We start from the raw sequence: 26,075 nt of genomic DNA, 5'->3' as shown, positions 1-26,075 counted from the left end.
TGATATAATTTTTAAACATAAGGACCCTTCTTTCCGATGAAATTTGGTGTGGTAACTTTATTTTATCAGAAGTGGTCTTTATTTTAATTCCAAAATAAATAAAGCCGGTGAAATTTTACTTCTTGTAAAATTTCACCGGCTTTTTCATCTCAGAGGTGGGTTTTGTCCCAGTCTCTTGTTTAACTAAGGCTACTGTCATTAAGAATTTGTGCACTATTTTTTTCTCTCATGACTTAAACATATAATATATATCGTTAACTCATACGAAAAGAGCTAAAGAATAGCAACAAGGCTAGTTTAATTAATACTTACAGCTTACAAATATTTATTAAAAAACTCGCATATTGCTCTGTACACGTTTACCTCATTTTCTTTTTTGGAAAAACCATGCCCCTCGTCTTCTAAAACGAGGTATTCAACTTCACGACCTTTTTCTTTTAAAACAGCGACAATTTTATCAGATTCCTCCTTGACTACTCGTGGGTCGTTCGCTCCTTGAATGACCAACATCGGCTTAGACATATTATCTAAATAAGTGATCGGTGAAAACTCGATTAGCTTTTCTTTATCTTTTTCTGGGTGCCCAACCCACTGGGTCAACATTGGTTTCCAATGCTCTGGTACTGACTCAACGAAGGAGAATAGATCACTAGGTCCACAAATATCGACAACCGCTTTAAAGTATTGTGAATGTCTACCGTGAAGTAATAGGGACATGTAACCACCGTAGCTTCCGCCCATAAGAAGTACTTTGTCACGGGCAGCGAGCCCATTTTTAAATAAAAATTCTAGACCTTTAATGTTATCGAGTCTTGGTCCATGCCCCCAGTCACCTTCAACCATTTTTGTAAATGCCAAACCGTATCCGGTAGATCCACGGAAATTAGGTGCGAAAATACCATATCCCTCATTTAAAAGGTACTGAAATACGTCGTTAAATTCTTTACGCTCAGCATGCTGAGGACCTCCATGTGGCCATAATATAACGTGACCGTTACTAGCCACAGGATTTGCTTTAAAGTAGAGTGCTTCTATGTCGAGGCCATCAAATGATTGATAAGATATAACAGCTGGATCAATAAGCTCGTCTTCATGTACACCCATAACACGGTTATTTGTAAGTTGTTCCCAACGATGTTTATTAGCGTGTTTTCTAAACATATTTGAAGGTTTTGTAGCTGATGTACCAACGAGGTATACATTTCCTTGGGCAGTCACTTCTAGCTTGTCGATATTTCCAATTGGACATTCAAGTTCTGTCAATTTTGCTGTAATAATATCATAAGAGTATAGCTGATCCTCTACACCTCTCTCACTAACCAAATATAAAAGGTGATGTTTTTCATCAAACTTAATCATTTTAAAGCCCTCACTTGGAAGTGATACGACTTTACTAAATTCTTTTTCAGCTAAGTCAAATTTCGCAATATATGAAAAATCTGCTCCAAAGTTAGTAATGAAATAGATGTCTGAGTCTGAGGTATAAACACCATTTGTTACTGTGTGCTGCTCATCTGATTCTGGAGTTAGGGGAATCACTTCATTATCTACTTTTACATAAGCTAGCATATGTGTAGTAGAGAAATACTTTATAAAAAGAAAACTATCTTCACTTGGGCTAATATCATATAAATATGTAGCTCCACCGTCTCCATCTATGATTATTTCTTCTTCCTTTGTGTCTATGTGATAGCAATAGCTTTTCAGAAAGGTTGGATCCTCTTTATTAGAAGTGTAATATAGGCGCTTTCCATCATCTGATAAGATAGGCGATACATGCTGGAACCCTTCAGCAATTCTAATAGGCTGCAGCTGTCCCCCCTCTGGTGGTATTATATATAGCTGTGAATTTTCATCACCATCACGGTCAAAAGCTGTAATGATAAATCTTCCTGCCTTGTCGTAGCAAAGCCCTTGACAACTCTGATCATTAAATGTGAGTGGATACGGAAATTGACTTGGTAAATCCATTCCCCATAAATTATAGTTCCCACTAATATTTGTACTGAAAACGAGCTGTCTTTCATCATTACTTACAACAAAATCTTGAATTGTGTAGGCACGTAAAAATTGCTCTACATCCGGTTTTTTATACAATTCCACTCAAAATTCCCCCTTTAATTGAATGAGAAGCTGTTCAATAAATTATGAAAAAACTGCTGTTCTATGATGAACAATGGGCGCTTTATAGTTGATTATTGTTTATCATAGGCTGTTTTCGCATTGGATTGATATTGTACGCACTTATTCAATTAGTTTTCTTGGTGCCAAGGCTTTTTCATAAACGATGCAAGTTGCATATGACTTAACGTGTTGTTCTTTTTTATTTGGATAACAACAAAGCATAAATAGTATCAAATCTATGAAAAGAGCTTAATCAAAACAGCAGGTAATACATGGTCCCAAAGGTTTTTACTATTAACTTTTATGAACACGCACTAATATTCTATTACCGATAAATGATAAGTATTCTATGCTGTAAGTTGGATTTTCTTTACGTCTCGCGTCGGATTGAGAGTGAAATGTTCCCAAAAAATCGATAAGTTAGAAAAATTTTGTAAAAACCTCTTGAATATCGACATTAATGTCGTTATAATAATAAAAACGACATCAATGTCTATTATGGGGAAACAGGGGGAAAATTTAAATGAAAAGTTTAATGAAAAATAAGGGTTATGTAACATTAATGGTCGCTCAGGCTATATCAAGTATTGGGGATTGGTTAAGTATTGTCGCTATCATAACTCTCGTTGGTTTAAAGTGGAATGCTACACCTATGGAAGTATCCCTTATCTTTTTGTGCTTGGCTGTTCCAATGGCGCTGTTAGGTCCAGTAGCAGGAGTTGTGGCAGATAGGCTTAATAGAAAGACGTTAATGATAGTATCCGATGTTGTGCGTGCAGGACTCATCCTTATATTGACGATTGCTGATGCTATATGGATGGTATATATTTGTTTGTTTATAATTGGTGTGTTTTCGGCGGTGTTTGTTCCTGCGAAAAACGGTAAGTTAAAAGAACTAGTACCTCAAGATGATATGAAGGGTGCCATGTCAATTACATCTATGATTGATTCAACTACGAAGGTAATCGGGCCATTATTAAGTGGGTTATTAGTTGCAGCGGTTGGTGCAAAACTAGTATTTTATATCGATTCAGCAACTTTCATCGTGTCAGCTCTAATCATTTTGTTTTTACCAAATGCGGTAAATTCGTTTCAAGATGAAAATAATGAAGAAGAACACGTTAAATCGTCATTTAAAGCTGATTTTGTTTTGGGGATGTCGTTTATTAAATCTAATAGATTTATGCTTGTAGGAATGTTCTTTTTAGGTTTTAGTCTATTGATATTACAGTTATCTGATTCTCAAATTATTGTGTTAATTAGAGAGTTAACGACAGCATCTCCTGATTTGTTTGGGTATGTAGTTGCAGCAGCTGGCGTAGGGACGTTTTTTTCCGGATTACTATTAGCGAAAAAAACTGAATATAATGCTTTTCCGTTAATGCTAATAGGCGTTTGTGGAATCGGTCTTAGTTTTGGTATGATGTCCGTATTAACTTATGTTGATTTAGACTATTCGATTATATGGGGTATTGTACTTGGATTTTTTGCAGGGTTTGCAGCTGGTGTTGTTTTTGTACCATTTTATGCAACTGCACAGGTTGAAACACCTGGTCACATGACAGGAAGGGTATTTGGGGTCATTAATAGTGTTACAACAACAGCAACGATTATTGGACCGCTACTAGGTGGATGGCTTGCAACGTCAATAGGAGTTATTCCAACGTTTATGATTACTGCCTCACTCTTGATTATCGTATCATTCATAGGGTTTTTCGCAAAAAACAGCATAGAGAGGGGAAAGGATAATGTGTCCGAAAGTAAGCCAGGAGCATCTACAGAAGCGACGAGCTAAAATTATAAAGGCAGCAGTACAAGTGTTTATAAAACATGGGTACGAAAGAGCTACGATGAAGCACGTGATGGAGGAAGCTGAAGTAAGTAGGGGTGGATTGTATCAATATTTCTCAAATAAAGAAGATTTATATGAAACAATTTTAAAGGAAGCCTTAGCAAAAGGAGTTTCAAAAAACAAAGAACTGTTGGAAGGTAGCGTAGATTCATACTGGGAGTTACTATTACTGAGCATGCATGGTAAAGCAAAAGAGCCTAGTGATGAAGTGGATGAGTTTGTTCCAAGTAATTTAGAGTTTTTTATCACAGGTAGAAATGATGAGCGCCGAAGAAAATATGGCAGAGATCGGTATTATAATGTTTTTGAAATATATGACTCTGTCATTAAAGCGGGACAAAATAGTGGAGAATTTAGTAATAAGTATAATAGTGAAATTATCGCAAGATCGATTGTCGCTTTTAATGATGGCTTAGCACTCCATTCGATTTTACCTAAGGAAGATATTAAGAAGAAGGAACAGTCTATTATGTTTATTGAATATTTAAAAATGGCGTTGGGAGTAGATAAGCCTAAGTAAGGGTTTCTTATCATGCCATTCCTTCAATGAACTGTTTATTTCGATGATAAATGTTCTGAAAGCAAAGAGAACAAAGAGGAGCAATTTGTTACAAATAGTGAATATAAATCGTAGAGTTGTTTTTATTGGTATCTAAGGTCTATGACATGTGAGTCTAATTTTAAAGTTAGGCTCTAGTATTTATTTAAGGCTGCTCTCGCATAGATAGTTGTTTTCGTACTAAAAAATAAACACGTATACAACTAGATTACGTGGCAACTTTTCTTCTGTAAAACAGTGCCTGTTGTATAAAGCGACATCTTTATCTCCAAGTTTTCGAACGATAGCAATAAAGTTTCCGAAAAAAGAGCCTTTTTTTAAACAAACGTTTGTTTAATGTGTCATTCCAGCTTGCTAATTCTGGTTCGTGTACCCTCGTACTAATTAACATTCCTAGCATTCTGTCTTCAGAACATGCTCTTTTTGTAAACTTTATTGTTTTGTAACTAATAATAGATAGTAGATAGTGTGCTATCCGAACGCCATAACATAGCATAGTTACCATGTATATTAGATGTATACTCTTTAATATTTCTAGGACGAAGTATAACAATATATGAGTAAACAGCAACAATACGTAATAGGATAAAGCGTGATGTAGCTGACCTATGTTAACAAGTAGAAAAAGAACTATGGTAACAAGTAGAAAAAGAACTATGGTAACTTATATAGATTAATAGAATAGTAGATAAGAGAGGGTTTTTACATGATAACAATAGGGCTTATAAGGCATGGAGTTACTGAATGGAATGATTTAAACAAAGCTCAAGGTGTATCAGATATCCCTTTAAATGAAGAAGGCAGGAAACAAGCTTTAGCTGTCGCGAATCGCTTATTTAAGGAAGAGAATTGGGACGTACTTATTACAAGTGACCTACAAAGAGCAATAGAAACGGGACAAATTATTGGTGAGAAATTAAAATTACCTATTGCTTTTGTCGATGAAAGAATACGTGAAATTAACTGTGGCGAAATTGAAGGTACGACTGAAGAGGAAAGAGTAGAAAGATGGGGTAGCAAATGGTTTGAGATGGACCTTGGCATGGAAACATTTGACGATGTTGCAAAGAGAGGTGCCGAGTTTATAGAAGAAATAGTACATAAGTATCAACATAAAAGAGTGCTATTAATAAGCCATGGCGCTTTAATCGGTCTCACTTTGAAGCACTTACTTCCTGATAAATTTCAGAAAGTATATTTACATAATACGTCAGTTACCATATTAAATAATATAGAAGGTAAGTGGGCTTGTAACCTTTATAATTGTACGAAACACCTGAGGTAGTTTAACTCTTTTTTCAACCTTTTGGAGTAGTGCTTCTAAATCTAATTATTGATGAAAAATATATACCTTTCTCCGACGTTAACGACGTCGCTTTTTTTTATGATTAAAGTAACACTAGACAAAGGAGAGAGGGACAGATGAAGAATAAAGTTGTGATGATAACTGGAGCGTCTAAAGGGTTAGGTAAGGCATTAGCGATAGCTTTTGCAAAGGAAGGTGCAAATTTAGCCATTTGTGCAAGGGGTAAGATAGCCTTACAGGAAGTGGAGCAAGAGTTACTTTCATATGGTGTAATGGTGTTAGCAATGAAGGCTGATGCATCTGAGCCTAGAGATGTGGAAAGGTTTGTGGCAATCACGGAAGATACTTTTGGTCATATTGATGTGCTAATTAATAACGCTTCAATGCTAGGTCCAAGTCCGATGCCATATTTACTTGATTATCCTGAAGAGGATTTTCAGCAAGTTTTAAAAGTTAATACAGTTGGTCCGTTTCTTGTAACTCGACGCGCCATTAGTAGTATGCTTCAACGAAATAAAGGGTCAATTATTAATGTTACTTCTGAAGCTGGTCATGTTGGTTATGCTGGATGGGGTGCTTATGGTATTTCAAAATTTGCATTAGAAGGATTAACAGAAACGTGGGCAGATGAGGTTGCTGAAACAGGAGTACGAGTAAATATGGTTGATCCGGGAGAGATGGACACTGAAATGCATGATCTTGCAGTTCCAGATTGCGATTATCCTCTTGCAAATCCAAAAGATTTAACAGATGTTTTTCTCTATTTAGCTTCTGATAAAGCTAGTAAGGTTAATGGACAAAGGTTAAATGCACAAACATACCTTGAAGACAAGGAGGATTTATGATGCAGACTGCTTTGAACTTTGAACTACCTAATCAACTCAATGCATCATCCCCTCCAGAAAGGCGAGGGCTTCGAAGGGATTTTGTGAGAATGATGGTACTGAATCGTACGAATGGAGCAGTAAATCATTCAATATTTTTTAACTTAGACAAATTTTTAGCAGCAGGAGATGTACTCGTTTTAAATAATAGTCGAACAGTCCCTGCCATTTTATATGGTGAGCAACTTCGGGGTCATAATGAAGTAAAGAAACGAGTTGAAATACGTTTAGCACATCGACTTACAGATAGTAGCTGGGAAGCATTAGTTGTGAATGATGATGTAATGGTCGGTGATCGCTTGATGATTTCACCTACATTATGCGCTACCGTGAAGGAAGACAGAGAACCTTTCTTTTTACTACAGTTCTCGTTAAAAGGCTCAGAGCTTTATGAACAAATTTATTCGCTAGGTGAGCCCATTCGATACGAATATATAACAGAGCGGTGGGGGTTAGATTATTATCAAACTGTCTATGCAGCACAGCCAGGATCTGTTGAAATGCCATCTGCAGGGCGTGCATTTAGTTGGGAGCTGTTATTAAAACTACAGCGAAAGGGAATTAAACTAGCATTTATTCAGCTTCATACAGGATTAAGTTATTTATTGGATGATAAATATCATCAACAACCATCTGAAAATAATGAATCATATGATGTACCTCCAGAAACAGTTAAGATAATTAGAGAAGCGAAACGACATGGTAATAGAGTAATAGCTGTCGGTACGACTGTTGTAAGAGCATTGGAAACTGTTGCAAACGAAGGGGATATATTATCATCACAAACAGGGTGGACGAATTTATATATAACAAAAAATTATCCTTTACAAATTGTCGATGGCTTAATTACTGGGTTTCATGAACCTGAAGCTAGTCACCTACAATTATTATCAGCATTTATTAATGAGGGTTACTTAATGGAGGCATATCAGCAAGCCATTGAAGAAGGCTATTTATGGCATGAATTCGGTGATATGAATATGATCTTATGAGCTTAATCAAAGGCTTTCACCATATTGCGCTTGAGGTTCAGCATGTCAACAAGTCCATTCAGTTTTATCGAAAACTGGGCTTTGAAATTGAAAAGACAATCATTGTTGAAGATGAGCCAATCACGTTTCTAATATTTGATCAGTTCCGTCTTGAATTGTATGAAAATGAACGGGTATCTTCTAGTGACGATATTCATTTTGCGTTTGAAGTTGAAAGCATACACAATATTATTGCTTGGCTAAATGAGAATGAAATCAAGATTGTAGAAGGTCCATTGGAATTGGATAATGGATGGCAAACGGTCTTTGTAAGTGGCTTGGACGGTGAATTAATTGAATTTATACAGTGCGAGTAAAATAATGGGATTGGTAGTCAGCCTATAAATGGCATACTTGCTTTTCTGCTATGTAAGGAGGATATCCATATTCACGAGATAGTGATTTTAAAAAACTAGCTTCTACTTTGTAATTATACGAAGTAGAAGCTTTTTTGCTCGCTTAATAATGCATTTATTTAGCTTTTTCTTCAAATGATTTGGCTATTTCTACAATTACATTTGTTGCTTTAAGCATATTTTCCACCGAGATAAACTCATATTTACCGTGGAAGTTTTCACCACCTGTAAAGATATTAGGTGTAGGCAGTCCCATGTATGAGAGTTGCGAACCATCCGTACCACCACGAATTGGTTCTATAATTGGTTTAATTTCAAGCTTTTCCATTGCTTCATGTGCAATGTCAATGATTTCTTTAACGGGTTCAATTTTTTCTCTCATGTTGTAATATTGATCATTCATTTCTAAAATAATATTGTCATTTCCATATTCCGCTTTGAGTTCATCAGTAATCTTTTGAATCATAGCTTTTCTAGCATTAAATTTTTCTCTATCAAAGTCACGGATAATATAATTTAATACAGTGTGCTCAACGTCTCCTTCAATGGAAATGAGATGGTAAAACCCTTCGTATCCATCTGTGTATTCAGGTGATTCCTCTTTTGGAAGGCGTCGATTAAACTCCATTGCAATCTTAGCGGAATTGACCATTTTTCCTTTGGCAGAGCCTGGATGTATATTGTTTCCTTTTACTTTAACTTTTGCTCCTGCTGCATTAAAGCTTTCGTATTGAAGTTCTCCTAGTGGCCCTCCGTCAATCGTATAAGCATATGTAGCATTAAATGCATCAACATTAAACTTATGAGGTCCTCTACCAATTTCTTCATCAGGTGTAAATGCTACTCGAATTTTACCATGTTTGATTTCTGGGTGCTTAATTAAATAAGCCATTGCGGTCATAATTTCTGCAATACCAGCCTTATTATCAGCTCCCAGTAAAGTCGTACCATCTGTTGTAATGAGTGTATGTCCTTTGTAGTCAGCTAGATAAGGAAAGTCCTTTGGAGAAAGTGTGATATGTAATTTTTCATTTAAAACAATATCGTTTCCATCATAGCTTTCAACAATCTGTGGATTTACACCTGTACCAGTAAAGTCAGTTGCAGTATCAACATGTGCTAAAAAGCCAATCGTTGGGACTTCTTTATCAGTATTGGATGGGAGAGTAGCCATAACATAACCATTTTCATCAATTGAAACTTCCTCCATGCCAATTTCCTTTAGTTCATCTACTAACATATTAGCAAGTGTCAGCTGACCAGGAGTTGAAGGACATGTTTGACTCTCTTCATTGGACTGAGTATCCACTTTTACATAAGAAGTAAATCGTTCGATCATTTCATTCTTCAACATTAACTATCATCCCCTTTTTATGTATATTTTCATCTTACCATAATGACGATTACAAGCACTAATAAGGATCCTTTAACGGGTGTTTTCTTCAAAACAGTAGGCTTATTTTCGTAGAGTTTGTTGAGATTGTAATTAATTTTTGGTTTGAAAATTTATGTTTACAATAACTTGCTGACTTTAGGATGGTTGGTTTTCTATAAAAATAAAAGTCGCTTAAGGAACAACTAAACTATACGATAGCTTATCCTCGAAAACATTAGATGACAACATCTATAACTTCTTCTATATGTAACTATTACACATCACCGGATTAACGCAATTGAGGTAAGACCGCAAATTTGATTTAATTGTTTATAAGTGTTAGAGTTTTATTATTGTTTAGGTGTAAGATGAATATTTCGATAAAAAATTGCTCTCGTTCTTGGGTTTGTTGCGACAACAATCTTGATAAAGGGAGTATCTTTTTTTGGTTATAAATCGTTATAAGTTTTGGGGGAGGGATGAAGTGATGAAAGCTAAAGAGCCTTTATGGACTAAATCGTATATTATGCTTATGTTAGGTAACTTATTTGTTTTCATGTCGTTTCAAATGTTGATTCCAACGTTACCTCCATATATTAAGTCAATAGGTGCGTCAGGATTAGAAATTGGCTTAGTTACAGCGTTGTTTTCAATAGGTGCTGTATTGAGTCGTCCGTTTATTGGGTATATGCTTGAATATAAGGAAAGAAAGTCACTTGTGCTAATAGGTGTCATCTCTTTATTAATAGTTACGTTACTATATCCAGTATCTCAATTAGTTGTCCTTTTTTTGGTTTTTAGGTTTTTACACGGGCTTGCTTGGGGATGGTCTACAACGGTCAATGGAACGGTAGCTTCAGATATTGTACCTAGTTCTCGTTTAGGGGAAGGGTTAGGATATTTTGGCCTTTCTATTACGCTTGGAATGATTATCGCTCCAAGTCTAGGAATTTATTTATTTCAAGTTACATCATTTTCTAACCTTATATATATTTCTGCAATATTAGGACTTATCTCTATTTGTTTATTATTTCTTATTCGTTACCAAACTCCAGATACAGTTAAAGCAACAAAAAAAGAAGACTTAAAGTTTTCTTATTTGGGCTCATTAGTTGAAAAATCTAGCTGGTATCCAGCTTTTATAACTATCATCGCAACATTTGGCTACGGTTCTGTTGTAACATTTATCGTCATATTTGGAGAAGAACGTGGTATAGATCAAATTTTTCTATTTTATTTGTTTAATGCGATAATGGCGACTATTTCTCGACCAATTGCTGGAAAATGGTTTGATAAAAATGGTCCAATGGGAATTGTGTTAAGCTGTCTTACGTTAACCTTTATTGGGTTATGGGTACTATCAATGGCTTACTCTAATTTATTTATTATTATTTCAGGTATCTTATTTGGAATTGGTTTTGGATCATTAATTCCAACATTACAATCGTGGACGTTATCTAAAACACCTCCTAATCGTCGAGGTGTAGCGAATGGAATGCTGTTTTCAGCTATTGACCTTGGTATTGGTTTAGGTGGATTAGTATTTGGTATTTTAGCAACGTTTTTTGATATAGCTACATTGTTCCAAATATCCAGTATCTTTCTAGTAATAGCGATAATAGCTACATTATTTGAAGGTCGAAAAAATAAAATTGCTCAGCAGCATTCAGTATCATCTTAGGGGCAATAATTTTAAAGGAATATTAAAAGAAACTTCTCATTTATATTGGGAAGTTTCTTTTTGCATTAAGTACTTTTCATAATAAGAGCTGAGCATGAATGTAAATATTCGTCGGTGCATCTTTTCGTCTCTATTGACTATTAACATTTTATCATACATTTAGTTGCTCAAATATAAGTGCAAAAAAGACAAAGCTTAAGAAAATAGCCTTAGAATGTTCTACATTTTAAAATAGATAGTGAAGGGTGTATAATTTAAGTTAAGAATAATTGTCTATTTTTAGTGATTTGAGTCGAATTTTTTATGGGTTGAAAGGACTGATTATCATGTTTTTGGATTGGTTTAGTTCATTAAATCCAACGGTACAAGCGTTATTAGGTGGCATGCTTACATGGGGGTTAACTGCGCTAGGAGCAGCGACAGTTTTCTTTTTTAGAAAAATTGATAAGCATATTTTAAATATGATGTTAGGTTTTGCAGCGGGTGTAATGATTGCTGCGTCTTTTTGGTCGCTATTAGCTCCATCGATTGAATTTAGTGAACAGAATGGTCAAATTCCTTGGTTAGCACCAGCCATTGGTTTTTTACTAGGTGGGTTGTTTATACGGTTATTAGACTTTATCGTGCCACATTTGCATTTAGGTGAGAGAAAAGAAAAAGCAGAAGGCCCCGAAACGAAGTTTCAGAAATCTACACTGTTATTTTTAGCTATAATGTTACATAACATCCCTGAAGGTCTTGCGATAGGTGTAGCTTTTGGTGCTGCTTCGTTGGGGATTGGTGAAGCATCTTTAATTGGTGCGATTGGTCTTGCAATAGGAATTGGTATTCAAAATATGCCGGAAGGAGCTGCTCTTTCAGTTCCATTAAGAGGGGAAGGGATGTCTAGGGCACGAGCATTTCATTACGGACAGCTCTCAGCAATTGTTGAGCCGATTGCAGCTGTCATTGGTGCAGCAGCTGTTTTACTCGTTCAACCTATTCTTCCATATGCGTTAGCTTTTGCAGCAGGTGCGATGATTTTTGTTGTCGTTGAAGAACTTATTCCAGAATCTCAATCATCTGGCAGCACAGATTTGGCTACACTTGGACTAATGGGTGGCTTTGTCGTCATGATGATTTTGGACGTAGCGTTAGGGTAACAGAGGTGAGAAGCAGATCCTGATAGGGTCTGCTTGTTTTGTTTTTAACAATTAATTTTAGTATGGTGTTGATTTTATGTATGTTTTTCATTTAAACTTGAAAAACAAATGATGATACTTACGTGTAAACAGTATTATTATGTATAAATTTTTAATTAAATTAACGATACAAGATACGATATTTAGTTCGGGCACGTTCCACTCGGGGGGACTTCACCAATTCCAGCGCCTGCAGGTGTAATGCGATTATAGGGCATTACTGGGGAGAGGCAGGATGGCAACATACCACCGTTGTCATCAGAGGACGAGGTCTCGTATTTAGGTGGAATTGAAGGTGCTTACGCTTCTTTTATTGGAGAGAATGGAAATGAATAATCAAATAAATGAGACGTATGACATTATGGAAGTATGTCTACTTGCAGGAAAAATAATGTTACAAAGTGGTGCTGAAACTTATCGGGTTGAAGATACGATGACGCGTATCGCAAGAGCTTTTGATGTGAAGGAATCACATAGCTTTGTTACTCCAACTGTCATCATTTTATCAATTGAAGGGGTAGATCCGACTAAGACTAAGCTAGTTAGAATTTCTGAAAGAACGACAGATTTGCATAAAGTTACTTTAGTTAATAGTATTTCAAGGCAAATTAGCAGTGGTGAATTAACTATTGAGCAGGCATATCAATCATTAAGAGAAATAGAACAGTCCAATGTAGCTTTTCCATTTTTTGTGCAAATTTTAGCTGCAGCTTTTACCAGCGGTTGCTTTTTAATTATGTTTGACGGAGAGTGGCGAGATTTCATACCAGCATTTATTGCTGGTGGTGTGGGCTTGTTTTTTGTGATTTATTTACATAGGCTAGTCCCTATAAAGTTTTTTGCTGAGTTCACATCTTCAGTCATTATTGGTTTGTTAGCTTTATTGTTTGTGCAAATTGAGCTTGGGTATGAACTCGATAAAATTATAATAGGTTCAGTTATGCCATTAGTTCCTGGTTTGCTCTTAACGAATGCTGTAAGAGATTTAATGGCTGGTCACCTCATGTCAGGCTTAGCAAAAAGTGCAGAAGCCTTATTAACTGCATTTGCAATTGGTTCGGGGATAGCAGTGGTGTTTATGATCTTTTAGAAAGGGGCTGTAAGAATGATTATAGAACAACTTGTAACAAGTTTTGTTGCAGCAGCAGCCTTTGGCATTATGTTTAATGTTCCAAGAAAATCGTTGATTAAGTGTGGCTTTGTTGGGATGTTAGGATGGATCATTTATGTCTTGTTAACGGGTAATGATATCGATTCAGTATTTTCAACAGTTGTAGCATCGTTTGTAGTTGCTGTAATGAGTCAGATTTTTTCCAGAATGTATAAAACACCAATTATTGTTTTTATCGTATCTGGAATTATCCCTTTAGTACCAGGTGGGTTAGCCTATGATGCAATGAGGAATTTTGTTCAAAATGATTATAATACTGCAATAAATTTAGCAGCTAAGGCATTTATGATTTCAGGTGCTATTGCCATTGGCCTTGTGTTTTCGGAAGTAATCAATCAAGTAATTAGAAAATCAAAACTTACATTAAATAGATCAGGCTACTCAAAATAGTAGCTATGTAATAAATATAAAATGTCACTCGAATTGGTTGTTACTTGTCGTTCTAAGATATAAGCAAGTATACACCAAGCATTTATGGCATCTACATTTACCATTAATGAGATCCCACATATAACTTTCATGATTTAAAATAGCAACAGAATTTTAAAAAAGAGACAAAAAAACAGACAGGTTGGTTCTTTTTTTTTTGAATATGAATATATCATTAGGAAGTACGTTTCTTATTCATGCAGTACTAGCGAATCTGTAATTGGCTAAAAAGAGAAAACGTCGAAGCTTTGATAGTAAAAATGCTATCTTGGTAATACAGCTTCATTGAACAAGGATAAATCCCACGTAATATCAATCAGTGTTTTTATCATTTCATAAGAGAATGCTGATTGACAAGGGTTGATAGTATACACGACCATATCTAAATGATATGATAATAAGCAAATATATCCAGTATTGGGGTGGTGAATGTGGTGGAAAGTACAATGATTCCGCTTCGTAAATTAGGTAAATCGGACTTGGAGATTTCTGCACTGGGACTTGGTACGTGGCAATTTAGTAAAGGGAATGGCATGGTAGGCCGTTTTTGGCCAGTGCTAGAAAAAGAAGAGATTCAAGAAATAGTAAAAATTAGTTTAGAGGGCGGTATTAATTGGTTTGACACTGCAGAGGTGTATGGGAAAGGGAAGTCAGAGGAAGGGCTTGCTGATGCATTGAATGGTCTTGGAGACAAGGCGAATGATGCATTGATTGCTACAAAATGGTGGCCTGCTATGCGTACTGCAAAATCAATTACAAAAACAATTGATGAGAGGCTGAAGGCGTTAAAAGGAAGAAAGATAGATTTATATATGGTTCATCAACCATTTTCTTTTTCCAGTGTTAAGGCTGAAATGGATGAAATGGCTGAGTTGCTGAAAAGTGGGAAAATCTGTCATGCGGGTGTAAGTAATTTTAATGAGGAGAAAATGCGGGAAGCACATAAAGTATTGGATCAACATGGTTTTCCACTCGTTTCTAATCAAGTGAAATATAGCTTATTAGACAGGAGAATTGAGAAGAACGGTATATTAGATGCTGCTAAGGAACTCGGTATCACACTTATTGCGTATTCTCCTTTAGAGCAAGGGTTACTCACAGGGAAATTTCATAAAAATCCAGATTTAATTAAAAATATGTCGGGGCCACGTAAACACTTTTCTTCTTTCAAAACATCTACACTTGAAAGAACGAAACCACTGATTGATTTACTTGACAACTTGGCTGATGAATACAATGTTTCACCAAGTCAAGTTGCTTTAAATTGGCTCATCCACTTTCATGGGGAAACAATCGTTGCCATTCCTGGTGCAACAAAAAACCATCATGCACAAGAAAATATTGGCGCACTAACATTTAAATTGTCACAAAACCATCTTGATGAATTAGATATGGTGTCTAGAGATGTTTCTGTGAAATGATTGAAATACATATATAAAGTAGCCAATTTTAGAATTCAACGAGTTGCAATCAAGTTTCAACCTCGTTGAATTCTAATTATATAAAGCTTTGTTCCAGCTTGTTTGATTTTTAAATAGATTTCTAATGTGCGGAAGTATAAATGGCTTCCAATAGCTAAGTGTTTAGCTACTCCAAAAATAAAACACCTTTCCTTATCCCTTCAATCTATCAAACTACCCGTTTATAATAAACTAGTGTTAAGTTATCGTTTATTTTTTTGTGTAAACCTATCTTTGTATAGCCCATTTTTTCATATAAGTAACAATTACGCTTTTCCTCTAGGATCGTTAATAATTCCCAACTCTTTGCTTGAGGGTACATTTGCTCAATTAATTGTAATGTTTTTTGAGCTAGCCCATTTCCCTGATAAGATGGGAGAATAAACATAGGGCTAATCCAAAATCGTGTTTCTTCTTTCGAATATATACATATCCCACCAATTAGTGTTTGGTTGACAATGATTTTATAGAAATTTCTGTTAGGGTCGATAATTCTTGTAATTACTCGATCAATTTTTTCATTTGCAGGGTTTGTTTCATAATCTTTATACTTATGTAATAAGGGTGTAAATGCAGCTACTTGTATATCAAAAATAGCTTGTGCATCAGCTTTTGTTGCTATAACTAATTTGGGTTCCATCATCTTCACTCCAGTATATTGACGATTAGCTTTACAATTATAAGAGAAGCTAATCGTATGGATAATATTTATTTTAACGGCTACTTCCACATCTACATTGTAGAAAGTTCATTGCCCTGTGCCTCTTAATGACTGGTGACCACTCATTATTTACCAATAGTAACATAGAACAAAAGGAATCTTAACAGCTCCCTTGTTATCTACATTATTTCAATTCGAGTTCTAATCCAAAATAATTTAAAAATTAAGATAGAAAAGGTATGATAGAACTTAATATAAAATCGGATTAGTAATGTATGGAGGATTATTTATGCCAAGAGTGCTATCATTTCTTAAACCGTACCGTCTCCCAGTTGTTATTGCACTGTTGCTTATGCTTATTGAATTAATAGTAGAGCTGTGGCAACCGTTGTTAATGGCGAAAATTATTGATGATGGAATTCAACAACAGGATATGACTGTCGTGTTGAAGTGGGGCGGTTTAATGATTGGGTTATCGTTTATCGCTTTTATATCAGGAATTATTAATACGTTCTATGCTGCGCATGTGGGTCAGAGCTTCGGCTACGATGTGAGGCAGGAATTGTTTAAAAAAGTTCAATCTTTTTCATTTGCTAACTTTAATAAGTTTCCGACATCATCACTCGTTACCCGTACGACGAATGATGTAACACAAGTGCAAAATACAGTGTTTATGAGCTTGCGAATTATGCTACGTGCACCGTTATTAATAATCGGTGGAACGATTATGGCACTCGTAGTGAATGTGAAGCTAGCTCTTATTTTTTTAGCAAGTGTGCCGGTATTGTTCATCTTTCTTCTTTGGGTTATGAGAAGAGGGTGGCACTTATTTCAGTCTGTGCAGAAAAAGCTAGACACTGTAAATAGAGTAATGAGGGAAAATTTAGCTGGCATGAGATTAATTAAAGCGTATGTACGAAAGGATTACGAGTCAAATCGATTCTCAACTGCTAGCGCTGAGTTAAGAGGCCAGACAACATCAGTGTTTAGGTTGCTAGAAATAACTGTGCCAATCTTACTTTTAGTTATGAATATTAGTGTAATTGCTGTTCTTTGGTATGGGAATACAGGTGTAATTGCAGGAGATGTAGCAGTCGGGGAAGTTGTTGCAATTGTTAACTATGCGACTCGAATTACAGCTGCTCTATCGGTATTCTCGTTTATCATTATGGCTTTCTCACGTGCCAGTGCATCTGCTGAACGTATTACAGAAGTGCTTCAAACAGATATTGATGTAATAAATTCATCTGATACGAATTCTTCATTGCAAATCAGGGAAGGAAAAGTAGCTTTTCGCAATGTTTCGTTTCAATATCCAGAAAAGCAAGAACCGGTGATACAGAATATATCCTTTGAAGTAAACCCTGGAGAAACAGTCGCCATTTTAGGGGCAACTGGCTCAGGTAAAACATCTATTGTTCAACTTATTCCTCGTCTTTACGATGTGAGTAAGGGCAGTATTTTTATAGATGATCACGATATAAAAACGATGAGGCTTGAACATCTCCGCAGAAGCATAGGATTCGTTCCTCAAGAAGTATTATTATTCACAGGTTCAATTAAAGAAAATATACGCTGGGGGAAAGAAGATGCTTCTATGGAAGAAATCATTGAAGCCGCTAAACACGCTCAAATTCATGAAACGATATGGGAGCTTCCGAATAAGTATGAAACAGAGCTAGGTCAAAAAGGAATAAACTTATCAGGTGGCCAAAAACAACGGATTTCGATTGCAAGAGCACTTGTGAGGAAACCGAAAATGTTGTTATTAGACGATAGTACGAGTGCGCTGGATGTACATACTGAGTCAAAATTATTAAGAGCGTTAAAAACGTATGCTTGCACTACATTTGTTATTACTCAAAAAATTAGTACTGCTAAACAAGCAGATAAGATCTTACTAATAGATGAACAGGGTAACATACAAGAGGGGGATCATAAGTATTTATTAACTTATTCAGATCTTTATAACAGAATTGTTCATTCACAGCTTGGAAAGGAGGCACTTTATGATGCTCAAGCAACTAACTAAGCCTTTCCAATATAAAAGAATTGTTGAACACGATGACAAAGGAACTCAAGTTCAATCATCTAAAAAGAAGCCACAACAGTGGTTAACAACATTAAAAAGGATTTGGATGTACTTATCTTATAAAAAGAGCTTGCTCTCGTTAGTATTATTTATGGTTGTTGTAAGCTCAAGCCTTGCAATTATAGGGCCATTTTTAGTAGGGGTAGCGATTGATGATTATATTAATACGTCAAATACTGAAGGTTTTATAAAGCTATTAATCGGCTTAGCGGTTATATATGTATTACGCTCTTTAGCACTATTATTACAAAACTATTGGATGATTGGTATCGCGCAACAAACAGTTTTTAGGATGAGAAATCAGCTTTTTGAACACCTCCATAAGCTTCCAATCCCATATTTTGATAAGCGTCAGCATGGTGAGCTTATGAGTAGGGTAACGAATGACATTGAAAATGTGAGCTCAACGTTAAATAGTTCAGTTATTCAAATTTCATCGAGTATACTTACGTTAATCGGAACTGTTTCAGTTATGCTATGGCTGAGTCCATTGCTTACGTTGATCACGATGACAATTATCCCTTTGTTAATTTTGGGGATGAAGTGGATTACAAAGAGAACGAGAAGAGTGTTTAAAGAGCAGCAACGAAATCTAGGAGATTTAAATGGATACATTGAAGAAATCATATCTGGCCAAAGAATCGTTAAGTCTTTTTCTCAAGAAGAACGAGTCATCTCTGAATTTTTGGTTAAAAACGAGAGATTAAAAGGGACAGCGTTTTGGTCGCAAACTTATTCAGGCTTTATTCCTAAAGTAATGAATGTCCTAAATAATCTAAGCTTCGCCTTGATTGCAGGAATCGGTGGTTTATTTGCATTAAATGGTATGATTTCTATCGGTACAATTGTTATTTTTACGGAGTATTCAAGACAATTTACACGCCCCTTAAATGACTTAGCAAACCAATTTAATACACTATTATCAGCTGTTGCGGGTGCAGAGAGAGTGTTTGAGGTATTAGACGAAGATGAAGAAGAAGTCAAAGGAACTAATTTGACTCACCTTCAGGCTATTCAGGGTAAAGTGGATTTTTGTAATGTTTCTTTTTCGTATGAGGAAGCTGAAAGCACGATAACTGATGTCAGCTTTACTGTCACTCCTGGTGAAACAGTTGCCCTTGTCGGTCCTACAGGTGCTGGAAAATCAACAATTATTAATTTACTATCGAGATTTTATGATGTGGATAAGGGCAAGATTTTAATTGATGATCGAGATGTAACGACTGTAAATAGAGCGAGCTTGCGACGTAATATGGGCTTTGTATTACAGGATCCATTCTTATTTGAAGGAACAATAAGAGAAAATATTCGTTATGGAAGGCTAACTGCAACTGATGAAGAAGTTGAACAGGCTGCAGCTTTAGCAAATGCTCATTCGTTTATTCAACGATTACCACAACAATATGAGACAGTATTAACACAGGACGGTTCTGGAATAAGTCAAGGGCAAAAACAGTTATTATCTATTGCACGAGCGATTCTAGCAGATCCATCTATCCTCATTTTAGATGAAGCGACAAGTAGCATCGATACGATTACAGAAATTAAAATACAAGAAGCACTACAGCGATTAATGAACGGTAGAACAAGCTTTATTATTGCTCATCGACTGAACACAATTCGTAAGGCTGATCAAATTTTGGTATTAAATAATGGTCGTATCCAAGAAAAAGGAACACATGAAACACTACTAGAGAAAAAAGGGTTTTATAAAAAATTGGCAGGAATTTCTGTTAATTTGTCGAATGCAACAATGGGGGAATAATATGTAATTTTCATGCGTTTAACAAGGGGAATAATAGAAGGTGGCTCATGGTTACAATGACACAAATCCAACAATAGCTAAGAAGGGTTTGGAAAATTGTTACTAGAGTCACCTTTTAATTAAAGTGAATACTTATTTATGCTAACTTCCCAACAATGGTTCTTCTGGGAAATTTTATTACTCTTGGTATCAGATGTTAGCCAGGCTTTAGTAAGGAATGTTATATATTTAGTAGTAAACATTTATTAGTTTTATAGCTAAGGAGAGGTTCTGTCAACCAAATCGTTACCATATGCTACAAATAGTAACCTAGCAACAAAGTGACAGAAGCGGTACGTTTGAATGTTGCAAATTCTAGTGCACGCATTTAGCGTTGGTAATACTGGTGAGATCTTTCCTTAATGAACAATATAATAATAGATTCAACATTTATGTTCATATTTAATGTGGTTCTTATTATCATGGTACAGGACGCCTATAAGAAAAGGTTTTATATTGAGATGAGCAAACAGTTTAAATGCTAAGTTTTAGGTGGTGAACGATGAATATTCAGCCTTTTTTTGTGACCATTGTTGGTGCGAAATATTATGATAAATCTGAATATATTACTGTGGGAGAAATTGTAGTACTTATAAAAGATTACAATAATCCATATGATGATGAAGCGGTTGAAGTGTATATGCCTAATGTAGGGAAAATAGGTTATATTGCAAATAGCACTCGTACTGTAGCAAGGGGTACGAGGAGTGCAGGTAGGATATATGATACTTTTGGTGAATACTGTTTGGCAAAAATCATGTTTGTTTTACAAGGAAGTGCAATTGCAGAAATAGTCGATTTATTTCCTGCTAACAATAACTCAATAGTTAAAATTACTTCAGTAAATGAATAATCTTAAAGTAAACCTCTTGAAACATCCTCTTAGAGAAAAGGGAGTTATTTTAGAAGCCTCATTTGTAAGGCTATATTCACATAACAATTATTTTAGTACCCAACGTATAAAATTGTGTTTGCGATATCCTCATCAAAGTGACAACGCCTCCATTCTGCTGTTAATTTATTGAAATTATAATGATTTTATCGTGTATAAATTTATTTGGAAAATTATATAAGAAAAATGAAACTCTTTGACTGTTTGGCACGTATATGAGATGTATTATAAATATACTGTTGGAGGTTGGTTCAATGAATGATTCGGTGCTATTCATAATTATTATGACTACATTATTACTTATAATTAATGTTGTAATGATTCCAATTCAGTATGCTTATTTCAAAAAGATTGAGGAGGAAAAGAAAAATAAACAACTTTCTCAAGGAGAATTTTTTGATGAAATGGAATTCCAAGAGCAATTACTCCATTTCAATGCACATTCTAGCATATTTATTTTCCCAGCAAACTTCATTGCATATTCAATCTATAAGAAAAGAGTTCGTAGACAGCTCGCATAGGTAATTTAAACAAACGTTTGATTAAACTGAAACGATTGGATCACATAGCACCAAACACTAATTAATGGACCTACATCATTATAATTAGTGTTTAGTGTATGTGGTCTTTTTTAATAGAAATTGTTCAGTTTTGTATTGATAAACCTCTTAGATCGCTTTTTTATTGAAATATGTTAAACCGCTAACGAAAAAGGCTAGAAAGCTACCTAATATAACGAATAACAACGTTATTAAGGAGAAGTTTAATACACCAAATGTAGTATCACCGCTCGGTAACATTGCCAAAATAGGTTGTGCCCAAGGGTAATAAGGTCCGTATTTTGATTGAATGATTAAAATATTTGGTATTGTAAAAATAACATTGATTGCCAATGGAGCAGCAAAGCTAGCCCATGCAATAGATACAGATATTTGTAAAGCAGCTAAGGGGAATGTTGCGATCCAACCACCAAGTACCCCACGCAACAATATACCCCAAGGAATCGCTTGATCAAAACCTCTTATTTGACCGACAGCGAGTATTGCTATTAAAAATAACAGCTGTGTAACGAGCAGTATAATCATTACTAATAGAAGCTTTGACATATATACGCTAGTCCGAGAAACGGGCAAGGCTAACAGTTGCTTCCAACTACCACCAACATGCTCATAACGACAAACGAACGCTGCAAATATGCCAGTTAATAACGGTAGAAATAACAATGCATGAACGATCGTCATCATACTAAGTGTATATAACCAGTCTGCGCCTGGAATTTCTAACGGTGCTAATAAGCCTGTAATAAAGGCAAGTGCAGGACTTACAAAAATAAGTAACCAAATCGGTGATTTTCTAAGCTTTAACCATTCAGAGCGTAGAATATTATTAAATGCTTTCACTTAATTCACGTCCCTTCGCCCAAAATCAATAAGGCTAAGCATAAAAATAACCATACCTACTAATATACCTGCTAATACAGTGTATTCTACCTTACTCCAATCATTAATAAGCATGGGCCATTTCCAAAAAATCCAGTCTGGTAGCACGATAGAATACATCGATAGTACGCCACCTAAAATGCCGATAGTTAAAGGGATTGCTTGATTTTTGAATACAATTGACAACCAAATCTGCAAAGTTAAGATTGGTAGTGCTGCGAAAAATGGATAAAAGGATACTTTTAAGAGTTGTATATAAGGTATGCTAACTCCAAATTTAAATATGAAACCAAGAATGATTGAGCCGATGCCTAATAGTAAACAAGACAGGAATAAGAGCATGGCTGATAAATAAAACTTTGAAGAAAAAACGGTAATTCTTGAAACAGGTAAAGCTAAAAGCTGCTTCCATGAATTCACTTGATGCTCTATATTAGCTATCATAGACGTAATAATTGCAATTCCTAGCACTAATGTAGGCGTAGCTAATTGTTGGATATTTTCTAGGAGCCCTCCCCATAAATCAGCGGCATAATAATTTGTAAGATAGTCATAGCGCACCCCAAAGTTTACCGCTTGTAAGGCTATTACACCAAACGGACCTAAAAAGATGAGAAACCATATCATTTTTTTGCGTACTTTTAACAGGTCTGAAGATAATACTTTTGCGATCATAGGCTACCAGCCTCCCCAACGAGTTCGAGGAAGATATCTTCTAATGATTTTTTTATTTCCTCTACACGATAAATGGACACATTTTCATGTACGAGCGTTTTAATGATATGTGCAATTTGAAAATCTGTTATGTTGTCAAATAATAGTGCTGACTCATTTTGTTCAACTGTATATCCATTTGCTATCATCGTGCGGTAAGCTATATTAGCATCACTAACTGCAACGTGCACTTTACTCTTTGCCCGTAGTCTTAATGTTTCAATAGAATTTTGAAAAATCATTGATCCTTTTGAAATGACACCAACTTGTGTTGCCATTTGGTCAATTTCACTAAGTAGGTGGCTAGATACGAGAACGGTGATACCATGTTCTTTCGGCATATTTTTGATTAACTCGCGAATTTCTAAAATACCAGACGGATCAAGACCGTTAGTAGGTTCATCCAAAATAAGTAATTCGGGATTTCCTAATAATGCAGTAGCGATCCCTAATCGTTGCTTCATTCCAAGAGAATAGCCTTTCACAGCCCTTTTTGCATCCTTTGTTAAACGTACAATTGAAAGGACCTCGTCAATTCTCTTTTTTGGTACGTCAAGAATTTTTCGCACGGCTTCCAAATTTTCATAGCCAGTTAAATGGCCATAGTAAGATGGAGATTCAACGAGAGAACCGGTCTTTCTAAGGATTGAAAGCTTATCTTGTTTTAGTTGTCGTCCGAACATAAAAATTGCCCCTGAAGATGGCTTTATCAATCCTAAGAGCATTCGGATGGTAGTCGTTTTTCCTGCACCATTTGGACCTAAAAACCCGTAAATTTCTCCAGATTTTATTTCTAAATTTACACGATCAACTGCGATTCTTCCTTTAAAGCGTTTCGTTAAATTTGTCGTTTGAATAATATATTCACTCATTATGATCACCTCGTCTTTCATCCTACACACCGTAGGTTAAAACGAGAGGAACTGTTAGTTTAAATTTTGTTTAAAATGTACCAACCGAGGAAAAAGTGTCAGTTGTTTTCTACAGCTTGATCCTGACAAACATCAAATTATTAATATTGTCTCTTTCAGTATTTAAACCTGAAATTGATTCATGAAACGGCGGTCAATCCAATTCTTTGCATACCATGTCCACTTCCCTGAGGTAGCAAACGTACCATAAGTTAACAGTGCATGATGATTGCCAATAGATATTAGTGCTAAATAATTTTTTTGAGGTTGATATTCAAGTAAATCCTTCTTCTGTACTATACGGTTAAGATTTTTCCATAATACTGGACCCTGTCTAACAGCTGTTACACCATTTTTAGGTATATTTAGGTCTGATTCGATAGAAATACAGTCACCTGCTCCAAATATATGAGGATATCTAATGTTCTGTAATGTACTTTTTATGAGCATGAAGCCGTGTGAATCTGTCGGTAAGGATGAATTTTTAAATAATGGGGAAGCTTGAGGTCCCCCTAAATATATTAAGTGAGAGTAATTGATTCTAATTCCTTTTTGTGTAATTAAATTTTCCTTTGTTACTGTGGCTACAGTTTCTTTACTAACTATATTTAATCCGGATTTATGTGCCAATTGCGTTATGATTTTTGATGACCTTATCCCTGTAGAATGAAGTAGAGGAGATGAATGAACTAACGTGACTTCACTGTCATTAGGGGTATACTTTTTTTTCCATGCTAACAATGACAGAGCCATTTCAATACCAGATGCTCCACCTCCGACAATAACTGGGTGCTTACTACAGCGTAGATCATTTATATGTTTCGGGAAAAGATGATTCGGTTTAACTGCAATGCTATTGTTAGCTAAATTTGGTATGTTGGGATCAATATTTAAGGAGCCAATATCAAAGGAAACATAATCAAAAGAGATCGTTTGCCCACTTGCTGTGTAAAGAGTATTGTTAATAGGATCAATAGAGCTTATTGTTAATTCTATAAATTGAATACCCACCCATTTCGATAATTGTAATAAATCAATTCTTATGTCTGACTCTTCATATAATCCTTCTACAAAACCTGAAAACATACCTGAATAATATTGATATCTAGAGCTAGAAACTAGAACCCATTCAATATCGGGTTGTTTATTTGTCTTTAGTTTTTTCACGCAGTGGAGATGGCTATGACCTCCACCAACGAGTACAATCCTTTTCATATCTAAGTCAGCCCTTTTAGTAGTTTGTTCTTATCATACTCTTTTAGACGAGGAAGGAAAAAGAATATGCTTAATTTAAACAGAGTATCAGTTGACATAAATAATCGCCCATAAAACTTAAGAAATTCTTTATATTTATATAAAACAAAATTTAAGAATTGCTGGTTACAATAAAAAAAACGTGAAAAAGAAAATTAAAGTGTAGTATACGTTGTACCCATGCTGTAACAGGATTAAAAAGTAAAAGGTATCTACTTTAAAATATACTAAGGCTCTTTTCGTAAACTAATTTGCTCTTGCTATCAAATTAGTAACTTAAAAAGTGGTTTTATATTGTTAGCTATCGTTGTACAGAAGAAAAGATGCCACGAACGCTAGTTGTGTGGGTGTTTACTTCTTAATACGAAAATAACAGTCATTGCGAAAATAATATAGATTTATCAATTAGAGTTAAAGCTAGGAATCTTCTGGAAAAAGAAATAGAAAACCAAATAGAGGCTGTTCTCACAATATTTGATAAATACAATGTTGACGAAGAAAGAATACTAATATGGCTTTTATCTTCAATTTTAGATCAGGCGTTATGGATAAAGGATACCATGAAAAATTAATACAATCTCCTGATTCAGAACAGTATTCAAAATTTATAGAGCGAGATAAAAACTAAGTCAAATCTGCTAGAATTAAAAAGGAAAAAATTATAGAATAAAATGTAACTGATGAAGACAAGGAAGAATTTGGTCTCTTTTATTAATTATTTATAGCAAAGAGTATTGTATTGGAAAATTAGATCGTCAGATGAATCAGAGTTTGAAGAGTTAGTGGCAGACATACCAAATGAGGTGCAAAGTTTCATTAACTCAGAATATATCAGGAAGACTATTAAAGATGACCAGTATAAAATAACTATAACAAGTAAAGATGATAAAGACGTAGTA

The 26,075-nt window shown here is 35.2% G+C and carries 22 protein-coding genes; 15 read left to right on the top strand and 7 right to left on the bottom strand.

Translation table 11 applies throughout. The features are described from left to right. Positions 1 to 315 precede the first annotated feature (315 nt). The gene (locus tag JM172_RS03670) at positions 316 to 2,103 is read right to left on the bottom strand and encodes a S9 family peptidase (RefSeq protein WP_214480708.1); all 1,788 of its coding nucleotides are present in this window, start codon (positions 2,101 to 2,103) and stop codon (positions 316 to 318) included. Positions 2,104 to 2,647: 544 nt separating this feature from the next. Here JM172_RS03670 and JM172_RS03665 point away from each other — a divergent pair. From JM172_RS03665 to JM172_RS03640, 6 genes are all read left to right on the top strand, one after another. Continuing rightward, the gene (locus tag JM172_RS03665; RefSeq protein WP_250886489.1) at positions 2,648 to 3,919 is read left to right on the top strand and encodes an MFS transporter; all 1,272 of its coding nucleotides are present in this window, start codon (positions 2,648 to 2,650) and stop codon (positions 3,917 to 3,919) included. Beyond that, positions 3,873 to 4,496: a TetR/AcrR family transcriptional regulator gene (locus tag JM172_RS03660; protein ID WP_214480707.1), complete on the top strand. Its 624-nt coding sequence runs from the start codon at positions 3,873 to 3,875 to the stop codon at positions 4,494 to 4,496. Before JM172_RS03665 ends, JM172_RS03660 begins: the two co-directional genes overlap by 47 nt. Before the next feature lie 745 nt (positions 4,497 to 5,241). Then, the gene (locus tag JM172_RS03655) at positions 5,242 to 5,820 is read left to right on the top strand and encodes a histidine phosphatase family protein (RefSeq protein ID WP_214480706.1); all 579 of its coding nucleotides are present in this window, start codon (positions 5,242 to 5,244) and stop codon (positions 5,818 to 5,820) included. Between the two features lie 137 nt (positions 5,821 to 5,957). Continuing rightward, positions 5,958 to 6,686: an SDR family NAD(P)-dependent oxidoreductase gene (locus JM172_RS03650; RefSeq protein WP_214480705.1), complete on the top strand. Its 729-nt coding sequence runs from the start codon at positions 5,958 to 5,960 to the stop codon at positions 6,684 to 6,686. Then, positions 6,686 to 7,717 (top strand): S-adenosylmethionine:tRNA ribosyltransferase-isomerase, encoded by a 1,032-nt coding sequence (locus tag JM172_RS03645; protein WP_250886488.1) that lies wholly within the window; start codon positions 6,686 to 6,688, stop codon positions 7,715 to 7,717. Before JM172_RS03650 ends, JM172_RS03645 begins: the two co-directional genes overlap by 1 nt. Next, positions 7,714 to 8,073: a VOC family protein gene (locus JM172_RS03640; RefSeq protein WP_214480703.1), complete on the top strand. Its 360-nt coding sequence runs from the start codon at positions 7,714 to 7,716 to the stop codon at positions 8,071 to 8,073. Before JM172_RS03645 ends, JM172_RS03640 begins: the two co-directional genes overlap by 4 nt. A 154-nt stretch (positions 8,074 to 8,227) precedes the next feature. Here the strand turns inward: JM172_RS03640 and pepT are convergent, their stop codons facing one another. Next, entirely contained in the window at positions 8,228 to 9,463 is a 1,236-nt protein-coding gene (pepT, locus tag JM172_RS03635; RefSeq protein WP_214480737.1) for a peptidase T, read from the bottom strand. Positions 9,464 to 9,974: 511 nt separating this feature from the next. On the opposite strand from pepT, the gene JM172_RS03630 reads away from it, so the two are divergent. The 5 genes from JM172_RS03630 to JM172_RS03610 all read left to right on the top strand — a co-directional run bounded on the left by JM172_RS03630 (position 9,975) and on the right by JM172_RS03610 (position 15,370). Beyond that, positions 9,975 to 11,168, top strand: coding sequence for an MFS transporter (locus JM172_RS03630; protein WP_214480702.1), 1,194 nt, complete (start codon positions 9,975 to 9,977; stop codon positions 11,166 to 11,168). Positions 11,169 to 11,494: 326 nt separating this feature from the next. Further along, positions 11,495 to 12,310 (top strand): ZIP family metal transporter, encoded by an 816-nt coding sequence (locus tag JM172_RS03625; protein ID WP_214480736.1) that lies wholly within the window; start codon positions 11,495 to 11,497, stop codon positions 12,308 to 12,310. A gap of 367 nt (positions 12,311 to 12,677) precedes the next feature. Then, positions 12,678 to 13,439, top strand: coding sequence for a threonine/serine exporter family protein (locus JM172_RS03620; protein ID WP_410626036.1), 762 nt, complete (start codon positions 12,678 to 12,680; stop codon positions 13,437 to 13,439). Between the two features lie 15 nt (positions 13,440 to 13,454). Further along, complete coding sequence (locus JM172_RS03615) at positions 13,455 to 13,910, top strand: threonine/serine exporter family protein (protein ID WP_214480701.1); 456 nt, start codon at positions 13,455 to 13,457, stop codon at positions 13,908 to 13,910. A 485-nt stretch (positions 13,911 to 14,395) separates the two neighbouring features. After that, positions 14,396 to 15,370 (top strand): aldo/keto reductase, encoded by a 975-nt coding sequence (locus JM172_RS03610; RefSeq protein ID WP_214480734.1) that lies wholly within the window; start codon positions 14,396 to 14,398, stop codon positions 15,368 to 15,370. A 208-nt stretch (positions 15,371 to 15,578) separates the two neighbouring features. Here the strand turns inward: JM172_RS03610 and JM172_RS03605 are convergent, their stop codons facing one another. Beyond that, on the bottom strand, positions 15,579 to 16,049 hold the full coding sequence (locus JM172_RS03605; protein WP_214480700.1) for a GNAT family N-acetyltransferase: 471 nt from the start codon (positions 16,047 to 16,049) through the stop codon (positions 15,579 to 15,581). Between the two features lie 310 nt (positions 16,050 to 16,359). Between JM172_RS03605 and JM172_RS03600 the strand changes: the two genes are divergently transcribed. From JM172_RS03600 to JM172_RS03585, 4 genes are all read left to right on the top strand, one after another. Continuing rightward, on the top strand, positions 16,360 to 18,102 hold the full coding sequence (locus JM172_RS03600; RefSeq protein ID WP_214480699.1) for an ABC transporter ATP-binding protein: 1,743 nt from the start codon (positions 16,360 to 16,362) through the stop codon (positions 18,100 to 18,102). Then, on the top strand, positions 18,083 to 19,927 hold the full coding sequence (locus tag JM172_RS03595; protein ID WP_214480733.1) for an ABC transporter ATP-binding protein: 1,845 nt from the start codon (positions 18,083 to 18,085) through the stop codon (positions 19,925 to 19,927). Before JM172_RS03600 ends, JM172_RS03595 begins: the two co-directional genes overlap by 20 nt. A gap of 541 nt (positions 19,928 to 20,468) precedes the next feature. After that, a complete protein-coding gene (locus JM172_RS03590) occupies positions 20,469 to 20,819 on the top strand; it encodes an HIRAN domain-containing protein (RefSeq protein ID WP_214480698.1) in 351 nt (116 codons plus the stop codon). A gap of 293 nt (positions 20,820 to 21,112) precedes the next feature. After that, positions 21,113 to 21,379, top strand: a complete 267-nt coding sequence (locus JM172_RS03585; protein ID WP_214480697.1) for a DUF3949 domain-containing protein — start codon at positions 21,113 to 21,115, stop codon at positions 21,377 to 21,379. Between the two features lie 147 nt (positions 21,380 to 21,526). Here JM172_RS03585 and JM172_RS03580 read toward each other — a convergent pair whose 3' ends face one another. From JM172_RS03580 to JM172_RS03565, 4 genes are all read right to left on the bottom strand, one after another. Beyond that, positions 21,527 to 22,258, bottom strand: a complete 732-nt coding sequence (locus JM172_RS03580) for an ABC transporter permease (protein WP_214480696.1) — start codon at positions 22,256 to 22,258, stop codon at positions 21,527 to 21,529. Beyond that, entirely contained in the window at positions 22,259 to 22,972 is a 714-nt protein-coding gene (locus JM172_RS03575; protein WP_214480695.1) for an ABC transporter permease, read from the bottom strand. Continuing rightward, a complete protein-coding gene (locus tag JM172_RS03570; protein ID WP_214480694.1) occupies positions 22,969 to 23,883 on the bottom strand; it encodes an ABC transporter ATP-binding protein in 915 nt (304 codons plus the stop codon). The genes JM172_RS03575 and JM172_RS03570 overlap by 4 nt, the downstream gene beginning before the upstream one ends. Before the next feature lie 162 nt (positions 23,884 to 24,045). Then, the gene (locus JM172_RS03565) at positions 24,046 to 25,137 is read right to left on the bottom strand and encodes an NAD(P)/FAD-dependent oxidoreductase (RefSeq protein ID WP_214480693.1); all 1,092 of its coding nucleotides are present in this window, start codon (positions 25,135 to 25,137) and stop codon (positions 24,046 to 24,048) included. Positions 25,138 to 26,075 lie beyond the last annotated feature (938 nt).

The organism is Bacillus sp. SM2101, from assembly GCF_018588585.1.
In the GTDB taxonomy this organism is placed as follows: domain Bacteria; phylum Bacillota; class Bacilli; order Bacillales; family SM2101; genus Nanhaiella; species Nanhaiella sioensis.
Note: the sequence above shows the minus strand (reverse complement) of the source record. Positions and strands in the feature narration are given on the sequence as shown.